13 protein-coding genes are annotated in these 13,825 nt (G+C 60.8%); 10 read left to right on the forward strand and 3 right to left on the reverse strand.

Translation table 11 applies throughout. From position 1 onward, the window contains the following. Positions 1-65 precede the first annotated feature (65 nt). On the forward strand, positions 66-806 hold the full coding sequence (locus INHI_RS0104945) for a YebC/PmpR family DNA-binding transcriptional regulator (RefSeq protein WP_024096685.1): 741 nt from the start codon (positions 66-68) through the stop codon (positions 804-806). 108 nt (positions 807-914) lie between these two features. Then, the gene (locus tag INHI_RS0104950; protein WP_027246933.1) at positions 915-1,385 is read left to right on the forward strand and encodes a GNAT family N-acetyltransferase; all 471 of its coding nucleotides are present in this window, start codon (positions 915-917) and stop codon (positions 1,383-1,385) included. Between the two features lie 10 nt (positions 1,386-1,395). On the opposite strand, the gene INHI_RS0104955 is transcribed toward INHI_RS0104950, so the two are convergent. Beyond that, positions 1,396-2,316, reverse strand: a complete 921-nt coding sequence (locus INHI_RS0104955; RefSeq protein WP_027246934.1) for a COG3904 family protein — start codon at positions 2,314-2,316, stop codon at positions 1,396-1,398. Positions 2,317-2,333: 17 nt separating this feature from the next. Then, the gene (locus INHI_RS0104960) at positions 2,334-3,218 is read right to left on the reverse strand and encodes a LysR family transcriptional regulator ArgP (RefSeq protein ID WP_027246935.1); all 885 of its coding nucleotides are present in this window, start codon (positions 3,216-3,218) and stop codon (positions 2,334-2,336) included. 114 nt (positions 3,219-3,332) lie between these two features. Here INHI_RS0104960 and INHI_RS0104965 point away from each other — a divergent pair, with 114 nt between their 5' ends. The 3 genes from INHI_RS0104965 to INHI_RS0104975 all read left to right on the forward strand — a co-directional run bounded on the left by INHI_RS0104965 (position 3,333) and on the right by INHI_RS0104975 (position 6,158). Further along, the gene (locus tag INHI_RS0104965; RefSeq protein WP_014880478.1) at positions 3,333-3,938 is read left to right on the forward strand and encodes a LysE/ArgO family amino acid transporter; all 606 of its coding nucleotides are present in this window, start codon (positions 3,333-3,335) and stop codon (positions 3,936-3,938) included. A 120-nt stretch (positions 3,939-4,058) separates the two neighbouring features. Then, positions 4,059-4,997: a DMT family transporter gene (locus INHI_RS0104970; RefSeq protein ID WP_081497220.1), complete on the forward strand. Its 939-nt coding sequence runs from the start codon at positions 4,059-4,061 to the stop codon at positions 4,995-4,997. Positions 4,998-5,063: 66 nt separating this feature from the next. Then, on the forward strand, positions 5,064-6,158 hold the full coding sequence (locus tag INHI_RS0104975) for a DUF1036 domain-containing protein (RefSeq protein ID WP_014880476.1): 1,095 nt from the start codon (positions 5,064-5,066) through the stop codon (positions 6,156-6,158). Positions 6,159-6,194: 36 nt separating this feature from the next. Here INHI_RS0104975 and betI read toward each other — a convergent pair whose 3' ends face one another. Continuing rightward, the gene (gene betI, locus INHI_RS0104980; protein WP_027246936.1) at positions 6,195-6,770 is read right to left on the reverse strand and encodes a choline-binding transcriptional repressor BetI; all 576 of its coding nucleotides are present in this window, start codon (positions 6,768-6,770) and stop codon (positions 6,195-6,197) included. Between the two features lie 160 nt (positions 6,771-6,930). Here betI and INHI_RS0104985 point away from each other — a divergent pair, with 160 nt between their 5' ends. From INHI_RS0104985 to INHI_RS0105005, 5 genes are all read left to right on the forward strand, one after another. Beyond that, entirely contained in the window at positions 6,931-8,139 is a 1,209-nt protein-coding gene (locus INHI_RS0104985; protein WP_027246937.1) for a choline transporter, read from the forward strand. 181 nt (positions 8,140-8,320) lie between these two features. Further along, positions 8,321-9,829, forward strand: a complete 1,509-nt coding sequence (gene betC / locus INHI_RS0104990; RefSeq protein WP_027246938.1) for a choline-sulfatase — start codon at positions 8,321-8,323, stop codon at positions 9,827-9,829. A 66-nt stretch (positions 9,830-9,895) separates the two neighbouring features. Next, entirely contained in the window at positions 9,896-11,353 is a 1,458-nt protein-coding gene (gene betB / locus INHI_RS0104995) for a betaine-aldehyde dehydrogenase (protein ID WP_027246939.1), read from the forward strand. Positions 11,354-11,563: 210 nt separating this feature from the next. Continuing rightward, complete coding sequence (gene betA, locus INHI_RS0105000) at positions 11,564-13,219, forward strand: choline dehydrogenase (RefSeq protein ID WP_027246940.1); 1,656 nt, start codon at positions 11,564-11,566, stop codon at positions 13,217-13,219. 180 nt (positions 13,220-13,399) lie between these two features. Then, positions 13,400-13,639 (forward strand): HP1242/YdcH family protein, encoded by a 240-nt coding sequence (locus tag INHI_RS0105005; RefSeq protein WP_014875165.1) that lies wholly within the window; start codon positions 13,400-13,402, stop codon positions 13,637-13,639. Positions 13,640-13,825: the final 186 nt, after the last annotated feature.

Below are 13,825 nucleotides of genomic sequence, written 5' to 3' on the forward strand. Positions count from 1 at the left end.
TGAAAGCCCCCCGGTGTCGGGGCTATATGGGCGCCAGATCGAAATTGAAGCAGCAAGGATGCACCATGGCAGGCCATTCCAAATGGGCGAATATCCAGCACCGCAAGGGCCGTCAGGACGCCGCGCGGTCGAAATTGTTCTCGAAACTCTCCAAGGAAATCACCGTCGCCGCCAAAATGGGCGACCCCGATCCTGAGAAAAACCCGCGTCTGCGTCTGGCGGTAAAAGAAGCCAAGAGCCAATCCGTGCCCAAGGATGTGATTGATCGCGCGATCAAGAAATCCACTGCCGGTGAAGGCGACGATTACGAAGAAATCCGCTATGAGGGCTATGGCCCGAATGGCGTGGCCGTCATCGTCGAAGCCATGACCGACAACCGCAACCGCACCGCCTCCACCGTGCGCTCCACCTTCTCCAAGAACGGTGGCAACCTCGGGGAAACCGGCTCCGTCGGTTTCATGTTCGACCGCAAGGGGGAAGTGACCTATCCGGCGACGGTCGGTGATGCGGACACCGTGATGATGGCCGCGATTGAGGCGGGCGCCGAGGATGTTGATAGCTCCGAAGATGGCCATATCATTTACTGCGCCGACACCGACCTCAACGAGGTGTCCAACGCGCTGGAAGGTGAGCTGGGCGAGTCCGACTCGACCAAGCTGGTGTGGAAGCCCACCACCACCACGGAACTGGATCTCGAAGGCATGCAGAAGCTGATGAAACTGGTGGATGCGTTGGAGGACGATGATGACGTGCAGCGCGTGACCACCAACTTTGAAGCCTCGGATGAGGTGATGGAGCAGCTGTAATACGCTGCCCCAGACTGAACAGGGCTAAGACCCTCAGGCCCGCCGGATTGGCGGGCCTTTTTCGTCTGCACAATGGCTGCAGGCCCTATGCTGTAGAAGGATAAAGTCATGAATATCAGACCTTTCCGTCCCGAAGATGCCGCAGCGCTGGCGCAGATCTTTCATGCTGCCGTGCATGGGGTAAGCGCGCGGGACTACAGCCCGGAGCAATGCGCCGCCTGGAGCCCGCAACCGGCCCCGGCAGAGGCATGGCAGGGCCGCGCAGATGACGGGCGATCTGTCTTTGTCGCAGTAGACGACACGGATCAGCCGCAGGGCTTCATTGAGCTGGAGCGTGACGGTCACATCGATTGCTTCTATTGCCATCCGAAAGTTGCAGGCACCGGCGTAGGTCTTGCGCTTTATCAGCAGCTGGAAATCCGGGCGCAGGATCTGGGGCTGAGCAGCCTGTTTGTCGAGGCGAGCGAGGCGGCGAAGCGATTTTTCGTCCGGCAGGGGTTCACCGACGAGGGGCGCCGCGAGATTGAACGCCGCGGTGTCGCCCTGCACAATTACCGCATGACCAAGATCCTGAGCTGACCGCAGGATGTCAGGGCTGGGTCAACACGCCTTCGCGCCGCAACTCATCTCTGTCCGGCATCCACAGGTCACTGCTCGCGGTGGCAAACAGCTGGTCGGCAAACCCTGCGCTGATGCCCTGTTCGATCAGGAAGGCCCGGTCGCGGGCCTGTTCTCGTTTCAGATCCACCTGAGGCAACCCGCCGGGAAAATCCAGCGCATAGGCATGAAACCCAAGGGCGCCCTCAGTCGCGAGCCTCCGCTGTCGCCCTGCGGCAAAGATCAGCGTGCAGGCCGAGGCACATGTACCCTCCGCCACCGTATCCAGCGCGCGCTCACGGATCAGCCGGGCCACGCCGCGGGCCTCATAGATCAGGCCGCCGGGACCGCTCAGGGCGACCTCGCGCAGGGCGGGTGCGTCTTCCATCATCGCCTCTATGCGGCGGGTCAGCCCATGCGGAATCTCACCCGCAAAAATCAATCTCCGGCCATCCGGGGTGATCGACAAGTCATAAAGCGCCTCGCGCGCCAGCCGTTCCTGTTCGGCATAATCCGGCTCCACCGGGGCAGTGGCGATCAGGATCGCGTCCCACCACAAGGTCACCGTGGCAAAACCGGCAAAGAGAATGGCCAGATATCCGCCCCAGACCGGCGCCAGATGTCCGGTGTCGCGGATATGAGCATCCGCACTGCGGAGGAAACACCGCGCCTGCCACAGCAGCAGCAGCGCGTCGATCAGAACCAGCGCATAGAGCAACCGCATCGGCAGCACCACGACCGTATTCAACAGTACCCATGTCAGCAGCACCACGATCCTTGGCAGAACCAGCTGCCATAGAAAGCTGCGCCCCAGTGTCAGAATGCGCAACCGCTTTGGCGAGGTGCGGGCGGGGTCGGTTCTCAGGTTGGATAACCTGCCGTTCGTTTTGCTGGTGTCGTGATCCTCTGGCACTGCCGTGCCCCCGGTGGTTAGATCGGCGTCAGATGCCGACGCGCTGATATGAGCACGGCACGGGTCACATCGGCAAGGGCGGGGGCCAATACCCGGCTCACCTGCCAGGTCAATGGCACATCCAGCGGGGTGTCCGGGATCAGCGGGCAGAGCTGCTCTGCCGTCAGATAAGGTGCGGCCAGCTGTTCGGGGTTCATCCCCCAGCCCACGCCTGCCAAGGCGGCATCGACAAAGGCCTGACTGGACGGCAGGAAATGGGCGGGCGGTGCAATCCCGCTGCCGACATGTGCGCTGAGCCAGCGCCCCTGCAGCTGATCCTTGGCATTAAATATGAGACAGGGCGCGCGCGTTGCGGCCTCTTGTGTCACGCCGTTGGCAAACCAGCGCTCCCGAAACCTTGGTGAGGCCGTCGCAATATAGCGCAGCGCCCCTAATGGGTGGGCATCGCAGCCGGTCACCGGCTTGGCATGGGCGGTCACCGCCGCCGAAACCTCGCCCCGGCGGAGCCAGTCGGCGCTGTGATCCTGATCGTCGATCACCAGATCAAACAGCAGCCCGTCGCAGGCGGCCATCACCGGAACAAACCAGGTCGCCAGACTGTCCGCATTGATCGCCACCCGCAGGCGCGATGCACCGCGCGCGCGCTCCAGCCGCAGATCCTCTGACACAGCCGCTTCCAGCAAGGCCACATCCTCGGCGTGTTTGGCAATGCGAAGCCCAGCCTCGGTGCCAAGGCACGGGCTGCCACGCTGCACCAAGCTGCTGCCGATCCGATCCTCCAGCGCCTTGATCCGCTGCGAGATCGCTGAGGGCGTGACCAGCAGCGCCTGCGCCGCCGCCTCAAAGGAGCCAAGCCGCAGGACCGCCGAGAGCGCGGCAAGGTGATTGGGGTCGAATTTCATTAGCTCTGCTTAATTGAGGTTATTCGGATTAATTTGCGTACAGCACTCAGGCGGCGTAGTCAAAGTCGCAGATGCGGAGACCGATCCGCGCAGAGACCACCAAAGGATATCCCCATGCCCCCCAGCCTGATCGCCGGTTTCTTTCTTGGCCTCAGCCTCATTATGGCCATTGGCGCGCAAAACGCCTTTGTGCTGCGGCAGGGGCTGCGGCGACAGCATGTGTTTTGGATCTGTTTCACCTGTGCCAGCTCTGATGCGCTGCTGATCACTGCCGGTGTTTTGGGCTTCGGCTCTCTCGCGCTGGCGGTGCCCTGGTTCGAGCTGGCGATGCGACTGGGCGGGGCGGCGTTTCTGCTGTGGTATGGTGCGCGCAGTCTGATGGCCGCCTGGCGGGGCGGGGCGCATCTGGACAGTGCCGACGGGCAGGGGGCGCCGGTAACGCTCTGGCCGATGCTGGCAACGGTGCTGGCGCTGACTTGGCTCAATCCGCATGTCTATCTGGATACCGTGGTGTTGCTCGGCTCAATCTCGGCGCAATATCCGCAGCCGCTGGTGTTCGGCTTTGGGGCTGCCGTATCCAGCTTCGTCTTCTTCTTCACGCTGGGTTATGGCGCCAGCTTTCTGGCCCCGGTCTTTGCCCGGCCTCGGGCCTGGCAGGTGCTGGATGTGCTGGTTGGCCTAACCATGTGGGCCATCGCGCTCAAACTATTGCTGATGTAGGGTCTGCCGCGATGAAGATCTGCGCGTTACCCGACCAAACCAATGCAGATGGCCCATGCCTGAAGATATTTCATATGTGAAGGGTTGTTCTGCAGCGGTCCCGGTGGTCTCATGCCCGCCATGACCTCAACATCGCAAAACTCTCCATCGCCTGCACAAAGCACTGCCGCCAACCAGCCCTTGCGAGGCGTGTTCTGGATGCTGATGACGGGCTTCTGCTTTGTTGCGGTGACGGCGCTGGTCAAATATCTCGGCGATCGTGTCCCACCAGCAGAATCCGCCTTCCTGCGGTATCTGCTGGGGCTGGTGTTTCTGCTGCCGATGATTGGCGCGCTGCGCCGCAGCCAGCTGACACCGCGCCTCTGGGGGCTGTTTGCCATGCGGGGGTTTGTCCATACCCTGGGGGTGATCCTGTGGTTTTTTGCGATGACCCAGATCCCCTTGGCAGAGGTCACGGCAATGAATTACCTCTCGCCGATCTATGTCTCCATCGGGGCGGCGCTGTTTCTGGGGGAACGCATGGCGTTGCGCCGGGTCGGGGCCATTCTGGTGGCGCTGATTGGCGCGCTGATCATCCTGCGGCCCGGGTTTCGCGAGGTGGAGGCGGGCCATATCGCCATGCTATTCACCGCACTGGCCTTTGGCGCGTCTTATCTTCTGGCAAAAACCACCGTGGATGGCACCAGCCCGGTGGTGGTCGTGGCGATGCTCTCGATCTGGGTGACGGTGTTTCTGGCGCCGTTCGCCGCCGCGGTGTGGGTGACACCCACCCTGTGGGAGCTGGCGATCCTGTTTGCGGTCGCCTGTTTTGCCACCGCCGGACATTACACAATGACACTGGCCTTCGCGTCGGCGCCGGTAACGGTCACTCAACCGGTAACGTTTTTGCAATTGCTTTGGGCAACACTGCTGGGGGCGCTGGTCTTTGGTGAGGCGGTCGATATCTGGGTGGTGGCCGGGGGCTGCCTGATCCTGGCGGCTGTCAGCTTCATCACCTGGCGCGAGGCGGTGCTGAAGCGACGGGCGCTGACACCGGCCAGCCTCGCCACAAAAGTCTGATTTCGCAAAACCGTCACATAGCGCTGCTAGGGACCTCGAACGGATTCGGTAACAAAGGTGAAACACATGCGCGCCCGACTGATCTTGGCGTTTCTGCTGGCACCGCTGGGGCTGGCACTGCCTGCCCAGGGGGAGGCCGCGGGTCCGGACGGTCCAAGCTACGCAGGGCTGGAGATCTGCAACGACACCGCTGTGCCCCAATCCGTCAGCCTGGCCTACCGCGATGACGGGCGGTGGATGTCCCATGGCTGGTGGGCGCTGCCACCTGAAACCTGTGAACGGGTACTCGATGACCCGCTTAAGAACCGGTTCTACTATTTCCGCAGCGAGGCGGAGAACTGGCAGTTTCTGGATGAGCGGATTTCATTCTGCACAGCACCGGGCGAATTCACGATCTACGGCGACCGGGATTGCGCGATCCGTGGCTATGACAGCGCATTTTTCGCCAAGATCGACACCGATGTTCCTGCCCCCCCGTCCAACAGCGGTCAGCCCGTAGTGGCCTATGTGGCCCGGCTGAGCCATCATTCCCGTCCGAAGACCGGCGGTGCTGGCCCACTCAGCACGGTGCTATCGGGGGCGGGCGCGACGGCAGACAGCGCCTTTGATCAGGATGTGACCTTTCAGGGCTGCGAGGAGCGTGGCGATGGTCGGGTGATTTGCAAATTGGTCATGGGGGCAGGGCAGCTTTGCGTGACGAACGACGGGATGACGGATCCGGCCATCATCGACCGACTACAGGCGCTGGACCCCGGCACGCCCCTACGGGTGTCGGGAAAGAGCCTGACATCCGGCGATCGCGTGACCTTCGCCAGCCTGAACGCCCTGACCAAGCGTGAGGAAACCCGGCACGATCTGATGCTGGATGATCTGGCTGGCCAATGGGTCTCGCAGGCCGATGCTTATGACCTCTTTGTCATCGAAGGGGCGGCGCGGCGCAATTTCTACGGATCGGTCGAAACCATGACTGAGCTGTTGTCGGTACAGACCGCCTGCGATGACGCCACAGGGGCGGGTCCCTATCTGGTCGCCCAGGCCGAGGATGGTGGCCCCACCCATTGCTACCGGATCATCTCCCTGACAGAGAACGAGCTGGTGCTGTCATACATGCCGCGCGGGACTGAGCTGCGCTATCAGCGCCACGATCTGCCACTGAACTGAGTGGCGCGCGCTCCAGCTGTGCGGGGGAAGGGGGCGCTAGTTCAACGCCAGATCCACCACCCGATGCGCAGCGCGGCGGGCCTGGGCGGAATCCAGTGGCGTCTCGGACTGGGCGGCCTGGAGCCAGACCCCGTCCATATAGCACTGCAGGGCGTGACGGGCCGTCTCCACCCGGTCCGGCGGCAACAAGCCGTTCAACTCTGCCAGAAAATGGCTGCGCACCCGGCTGCGATTGATTCTGTGCAGCCGCGACAGACGCGGCGAATAGGGGGCGCTGGCCCAGAACTGCATCCAGAGACTGCATTGCGCGACGCTGAATAATTCATCGTCAAAATTGGCATCCATCACCGCATAAAGCCGCTCTTTCGGGCTCTTCGCGGTGGCATATCCCCGGATCATTGCCTCGCGCAACTTGTTTAGGAGATGGCGCATCGTGGCTTCCATGAGCCCTTCCTTGGAGCCGAAGTAATAGTTGATCGAGGCCGCCGAGGCCCCGGCCTCCCTCGCGATTTCTGCCATGGTAACAACACCATAACCACGTCGATGAACGGCGACGATGGTGGCTTCGATCAGCTCTTCATTGCGGATGTCGCGAATTCTTTTTCTACCCATTCTTCAGTCTTGCGTCAGGTCGCTCTGCGTTTCAACTCCTGTTATGCGCATTCCGGATCTTGAACGGCCATTTAAAAATAGGTTTAGAGATGACCTTTTTTCTGCTATGCCTCTCCCACACGTCAAAAGGGCGATCAACGCCCATCCAAGGGAGGGACGTATGACAACAATCATCTCAGCCGGGATCTTGCTGGCCTTTGCGCTGGTGATTTTCTGCGTGATCAAATGGTGGAACATGCGCATTGTCGGGGTCACCCCGGTGCCATTGTTCACCTTCATCGCAATCCTCTTCACCTCGGGTCTGGATGTGGGGCTTATCATGTTCCCGCTGGCCTTTGACTACCCGCTTTATGCGGATACCGCAGCAGAACCTGCCTATGCGTTCACCAATCCGCTGGCGCTTGAGTTCGGCTTCTGGGGCTTTCTGATCTGGGCTTTCTACTTCCTGACCTCATTCTACTTCTGCGCCATCGAACCGCGGGTGAAGTTCTTTGAGATCGGTATCGTGAAGCTGCTGAACAACTTGGTAATCATCACCACTTGTGCCTTCACCGGTGCGCTGTTCCTCATCTACATGCCTTATTATATCGCCGAAGTTGGCGACGGTGAGACGGTCATCCCGGCCTTCTACGTGATCTGCTTCCTGGTGATCCTGGCGGCGGCCTATTCCTCGACCGACATCAAATACGTCCGTATCCTGTCGGTGGGTTCGACCTTCCTGTTCTTCGCGCTGATCCTCGGCATGTGGGCTTATGCAGGTATGGGGCTTGGCGAATTCGTCTCGACTGCTGGCAATATCGGCGGCTACTTCGGCAATATCCATAAATTCATCCTGCCGCTGACCGAATACCATGAATTCTACCTGTTCTGGTGGTTTGCATGGTCGATCATGATTGGCCAGTTCACCTCGCGCTTTGTTGGCGGTCTGACCACATGGCAGCTGCTCGCCGCACTTCTGGTGTTCCCGTCGATCCCGCTCGCGGTGTGGTTCTCGGTGCTGTATTTCTACCACCTCAATACCATCCCGACCGCTGGTCTGATCAACTGGTCCATGACTGTCGTTGGCATCCTCTTCGTGATCAACTCGTTTGACTCGCTGATCCGCCTTTACACCGACAACATGAACCTCAGCGCCGAACGTCTGGGCAAGCTGCCTTATGTGCTTGGCAATGCGGTGGCGCTTTTTGCCCTGACGCTGGCCTTCCAGAGCCAGTGGTTGCAAATCCAGTGGGTCGGCACCGTGGTGATCGGCATCTACATCGCCTGCCTGATCTACATCTTCGTGAAGAAGCGTAGCGAAGTTGCGGCGATCACCACGTCGCCTGAGGAAAACACCCTCGATTTCGATCGTATCAAAACAGCCCACTAAAGACCGGGCGCCCCGGCCCGCCAGATGGCAGGGCCGGGGCCTTTAGCGGCATCGCCGCATTCAGACATCTGACAGGATTGGTTCTTTGTGTCGCGCGCCTCTGGCCCCGTAAAACACCACCTGTTGCAAGCTATCACCGGGCCCAAGGCCGCATTGCAAAGACAGAGGAGACGTTGGAAAGATGACCGCCCCGAATATCCTGATCGTGATGGTTGACCAGTTGAACGGCACACTGTTCCCCGATGGTCCCGCTGATTTCCTGCATGCGCCCAACCTCAAAAAACTGGCGGCCCGCTCCACCCGTTTCAAGAACGCCTATACCGCCTCGCCTCTCTGCGCGCCGGGCCGTGCCTCTTTCATGTCCGGTCAATTGCCGTCGCGCACCGGCGTCTATGACAATGCCGCTGAGTTCCGCAGTGATATCCCGACCTACGCCCACCACCTGCGCCGCGCGGGCTACTACACCTGCCTGTCCGGCAAAATGCACTTCGTCGGTCCCGACCAGATGCACGGGTTTGAGGACCGCCTGACCACCGATATCTACCCGGCCGATTTCGGCTGGACGCCGGATTATCGCAAACCGGGAGAGCGGATTGACTGGTGGTATCACAATATGGGATCGGTCACCGGCGCAGGCATCGCCGAGATTTCCAACCAGATGGAATATGACGATGAGGTCGCTTATCACGCCAAGGCCAAGCTTTATGATCTGTCGCGTGGCAAGGATGATCGCCCCTGGGCCCTGACCGTCAGCTTTACCCACCCGCATGACCCCTATGTGGCGCGCCGCAAATACTGGGATCTCTACGAGGATTGCGAGCATCTGCTGCCAGAGGTTCCGGCGATGGACTATGCCGACCACGACAACCACTCCAAACGGATCTTTGACGCCAACGACTGGCGCAGCTTTGATATCTCGGAAGTGGATATCAAACGCTCCCGCCGCGCCTATTTCGCCAATATCTCCTACCTTGATCACAAGATTGGCGAGATCCTTGAGGTGCTGGAAACCACCCGGCAAGAGGCGATTATCCTCTTTGTCTCTGATCACGGCGACATGCTGGGGGAGCGGGGATTGTGGTTCAAGATGAGCTTTTACGAAGGCTCCTCCCGCGTGCCGCTGATGATCTCGGCTCCAAATCTGCCTGCCGGGCTGATCGAGACGCCGGTGTCCACATTGGACGTGACCCCAACGCTGGGCGCGCTGGCCGGTGTAGATATGGCAGAGATCGAGCCCTGGACAGATGGGCAAAACCTGCTGCCGCTGGCGATGGGCACAGAGCGCACCGAACCTGTTGCCGTGGAATACGCCGGGGAGGCCTCTTATGCGCCGCTGGTGTCGTTGCGGTATGGCAAATGGAAATACAACCGCTGCGCGCTGGACCCCGATCAGCTGTTCGATCTGGAGGCGGATCCGCAGGAGCTCGACAATCTGGCCGGCGACCCGGCCCATGCAGGCACGCTGCAGACCTTACGCGCCAAGTCCGAGGCCCGCTGGGATCTGGGCCGCTTTGACGCAGAGGTCCGCGCCAGCCAGGCCCGCCGCTGGGTCGTCTACGGGGCGCTGCGCCAAGGCGGCTATTACCCCTGGGACTACCAGCCGCTGCAAAAAGCATCCGAACGCTACATGCGCAACCACATGGATCTGAACGACGTTGAGGACGGCAACCGCTTTCCTCGCGGCGAATAGACCACTCACACACACTCCTACGCCAGTTCTTCTGGCCCTAAATATCCCCGCCGGAGGCATAAAATCATGACACACCCCGCACAGCCCAAAGCCAGCCATTTCATCAATGGCGAATACGTCGAAGACACCGCCGGCACGCCGATCCCGGTGATCTATGCTGCCACTGGTGAGCAGATCACCACCGTCTACGCGGCCACCCCGGCAATCGTCGAACAAGCGCTCTCCACCGCCAAAGCAGCCCAGAAAGAATGGGCCAAGATGACCGGCACCGAGCGGGGCCGCGTGCTGCGCCGCGCCGCTGACATCATGCGCGAGCGCAACCACGATCTGTCGGTTCTGGAAACCTATGACACCGGCAAGCCGCTGCAGGAAACCCTTGTGGCCGACGCCACCTCCGGCGCTGACGCGCTGGAGTATTTCGGCGGTCTGGCAGCGAGCCTCACCGGCGAGCATATCCCGCTGGGTGAGGATTGGGTCTATACCAAACGTGAAGCCCTTGGCCTCTGTGTTGGCATCGGTGCGTGGAACTACCCCACGCAGATCGCCTGCTGGAAAGGCGCGCCAGCCTTGGCCTGCGGCAACTCCATGGTGTTCAAACCCTCCGAGACCACCCCGCTCTGCGCGCTGAAAGTCGCGGAAATCCTGATCGAGGCCGGCGCCCCGGCGGGCGTCTTCAACGTTGTTCAGGGCATGGGCGAGGTTGGCGGTGCGCTGGTCACCGACCCCCGCGTCGACAAGGTGTCGCTGACCGGCTCGGTGCCGACCGGCAAGAAAGTCTATGCGGCGGCGGCTGAGGGCATGAAGCACGTCACCATGGAACTGGGCGGCAAGTCGCCGCTGATCATCTTTGACGACGCCGACATCGACAACGCCGTGGGTGGCGCCATCAACGGCAACTTCTACTCCTCCGGTCAGGTCTGCTCCAACGGCACCCGCGTGTTCGTGCAGAAGGGCATCAAGGAGAAGTTCCTGGCCCGGCTGGCGGAGCGCACCGGCAACGCCATCCTCGGCGACCCGATGGATGAGGCGACCAGCTTTGGCCCCATGGTGACCGAGAACCAGATGAACATCGTCTTGGGCTACATCGAGAAGGGCAAGGAAGAAGGCGCGCGTCTGATCTGCGGCGGCAGGCGTGCAGACATGGACGGCTATTTCATTGAGCCGACCGTCTTTGCCGATGTGACTGACGATATGACCATCGCGCGCGAAGAAATCTTTGGCCCGGTCATGTCCGTCCTCGATTTCGACACCGAAGAAGAAGTTGTCGCCCGCGCCAATGACACCGAATTCGGTCTGTCCGCCGGTGTGTTCACCAAGGATTTCACCCGCGCTCACAGGGTGATCGGCAATCTTGAGGCCGGCAGCTGCTTCATCAACTCCTACAACGACGCGCCGGTTGAGGCGCCGTTTGGCGGTGTGAAGGCGTCTGGTGTGGGCCGCGAAAACTCGAAAGAGGCGATCAAGCATTTCAGCCAGGTGAAATCCGTCTACGTCCGCATGGGTGACGTCGAGGCGGCCTTCTGATTGCCCTTTTGGGCAACGCCCACCCACCCGCCCCGTTGCCCAAAAGGGCAAGAGGAAAGGGTTTGCTGAGAGGTCGCTGAGGGCGCTTTGCGTCCTCAGCAGACCAGAACAATGATGAGGCAGATTCGGGATGCCTCAAGGACAAGCCGCGCCAGGGCGCGGTGCCACAGGCATCCTTGACCCAGCCCGAATCCGCAATGGAGAGACGCAATGAACGCGGATTATGTGATTGTTGGCGCCGGATCAGCCGGCTGTGCCATGGCTTACCGGCTGTCAGAGGCCGGTAAATCGGTGCTGGTTATTGAACACGGGGGCACAGATGCGGGCCCCTTCATCCAGATGCCCGGCGCGCTGAGCTATCCGATGAATATGTCGATGTACGACTGGGGCTATAGATCCCAGCCCGAACCGCATCTGGGCGGGCGTGAACTGGTCTGCCCGCGCGGCAAGGTGGTTGGCGGGTCGTCGTCGATCAACGGGATGGTCTATGTGCGCGGCCATGCAGGCGACTACAACCACTGGGCCGAGTCGGGGGCCGCGGGCTGGTCCTATGCCGACGTGCTGCCCTATTTCAAACGCATGGAAACCTGGGATGATCGCGGTCATGGTGGCGATCCTGATTGGCGCGGCACCGACGGCCCGCTGCATGTGACCCGCGGCCCCCGCGATAACCCGCTGCACGCGGCCTTCGTCAAGGCGGGGGAGCAGGCCGGCTATCCGGTGAGCAAGGACTACAACGGCGAACAGCAAGAGGGCTTTGGCCCAATGGAAATGACCGTCTACAAAGGTCAGCGCTGGTCCGCCGCAAACGCCTATCTGAAACCGGCGCTGAAGCGCGACAATTGCGAGATGATCCGCGCCCTGGCGCGCAAGGTGGTCATTGAGGACGGTCGCGCCGTCGGGGTTGAGGTCGAGCGTGGCGGCAAGATCGAAGTCATCCGGGCAAATGCCGAGGTCATTCTTGCGGCGTCTTCGCTGAATTCGCCCAAACTGCTGATGCTGTCGGGCATTGGTCCGGCAAAACACCTGGCCGAGCATGGTATTGATGTGGTGGTTGACCGCCCCGGCGTCGGGCAGAACCTGCAGGACCATCTGGAATTCTATTTCCAGTTCGCCTCGAAACAGCCGATTACCCTGTTCAAATACTGGAACCTCTTTGGCAAGGCACTGGTGGGCGCGCAGTGGCTGTTCACCAAAACCGGTCTTGGCGCCTCCAACCAGTTCGAAAGCGCCGCTTTCATCCGCTCTGACAAGGGGGTGGATTATCCGGATATCCAGTACCACTTCCTGCCGATTGCCGTCCGCTATGACGGGCAGGCGGCGGCCGAGGGGCACGGGTTTCAGGCGCATGTCGGCCCGATGCGCTCGGACTCGCGCGGGGAGGTCACGCTGGCCTCTGCCGATCCCAATGATGCGCCGAAGATCCTGTTCAACTACATGTCCACGGAGAAGGACTGGGAAGACTTCCGCAAATGTATCCGCCTGACCCGTGAGGTTTTTGCGCAGGATGCAATGAAACCCTTCGTGAAGCATGAGATCCAGCCCGGCGACGCGCTGCAATCGGATGAGGAGCTGAACGGCTTCATCCGCGAACATGTTGAGAGCGCCTATCACCCCTGCGGCACTTGCAAGATGGGCGCAGTAGAGGATCCGATGGCGGTGGTTGATCCGGAATGCCGTGTCATCGGTGTTGAGGGGCTGCGCGTTGCCGACAGCTCGATCTTCCCCCGCATTACCAATGGCAACCTCAACGGCCCCTCAATCATGACCGGAGAGAAGGCCTCTGATCATATTCTGGGTCGCCGCCTGCCGTCTTCCAATGCGGAACCGTGGTTCAACCCGAATTGGGAAGGTTCACAACGCTGACCCCTATGTCGCGATCCCGGTATTGCGACTGCCGTTAATCACGATCCCTGAAACGCCCGCTGCACACCGTTGCGCGGGCGTCTTTTTTTAGCGCTGTCGCCGCGGGTTTGATCCGCGTCAAGGTGGCTGACGACCCGTCGCCCTACGCTCTGTCTGACGCTAAGAAAAAGGAGCGAACAGATGTCCAATACCCCGCATGAGCTGGCCGAAGAATTTCCCGATAAAACAGCGCAGATCAGCCAGCTGAAACAATCCGACGCGCATTTTGCCAAACTCTCGGACGAGTATCACGCGGTGAACCGCGCAGTGCATCGCGCCGAAACCAATGTGGAACCGGTCAGCGCTGAGGCGGAGACCGGCCTGCGCAAGCAACGCGCAGCACTGAAGGATGAGATTTGGGGCATTCTGTCCAAAGCATGAAGCCTATCGGAAGAACCGATTGGAAGGGCGCCTGAGGCGCCCTTTTGCTTTTGATCCTGCAAAACAGGCAATTCTGCAGGCGCCTTTTACCGGAAATTCAAAGCTGGTGCAGAGCATGGATCGGGCAGGAAACGGACCCAGCGCGCCACGATTGCACGGCTTGTGGAAACAATACGGCACTAGGGG

The organism is Phaeobacter inhibens DSM 16374, assembly GCF_000473105.1.
Lineage (GTDB): Bacteria > Pseudomonadota > Alphaproteobacteria > Rhodobacterales > Rhodobacteraceae > Phaeobacter > Phaeobacter inhibens.

Excerpts from the sequence above, each read along its gene's own strand:
- INHI_RS0104945 (WP_024096685.1), top strand. The coding sequence starts at position 66 with ATGGCAGGCCATTCCAAATGGGCGAATATCCAGCACCGCAAGGGCCGT.
- INHI_RS0104950 (WP_027246933.1), top strand. The coding sequence starts at position 915 with ATGAATATCAGACCTTTCCGTCCCGAAGATGCCGCAGCGCTGGCGCAG.
- INHI_RS0104960 (WP_027246935.1), bottom strand. The coding sequence starts at position 3,218 with ATGAAATTCGACCCCAATCACCTTGCCGCGCTCTCGGCGGTCCTGCGG.
- INHI_RS0104965 (WP_014880478.1), top strand. The coding sequence starts at position 3,333 with ATGCCCCCCAGCCTGATCGCCGGTTTCTTTCTTGGCCTCAGCCTCATT.
- INHI_RS0104970 (WP_081497220.1), top strand. The coding sequence starts at position 4,059 with ATGACCTCAACATCGCAAAACTCTCCATCGCCTGCACAAAGCACTGCC.
- INHI_RS0104975 (WP_014880476.1), top strand. The coding sequence starts at position 5,064 with ATGCGCGCCCGACTGATCTTGGCGTTTCTGCTGGCACCGCTGGGGCTG.
- betI (WP_027246936.1), bottom strand. The coding sequence starts at position 6,770 with ATGGGTAGAAAAAGAATTCGCGACATCCGCAATGAAGAGCTGATCGAA.
- INHI_RS0104985 (WP_027246937.1), top strand. The coding sequence starts at position 6,931 with ATGACAACAATCATCTCAGCCGGGATCTTGCTGGCCTTTGCGCTGGTG.
- betC (WP_027246938.1), top strand. The coding sequence starts at position 8,321 with ATGACCGCCCCGAATATCCTGATCGTGATGGTTGACCAGTTGAACGGC.
- betB (WP_027246939.1), top strand. The coding sequence starts at position 9,896 with ATGACACACCCCGCACAGCCCAAAGCCAGCCATTTCATCAATGGCGAA.
- betA (WP_027246940.1), top strand. The coding sequence starts at position 11,564 with ATGAACGCGGATTATGTGATTGTTGGCGCCGGATCAGCCGGCTGTGCC.
- INHI_RS0105005 (WP_014875165.1), top strand. The coding sequence starts at position 13,400 with ATGTCCAATACCCCGCATGAGCTGGCCGAAGAATTTCCCGATAAAACA.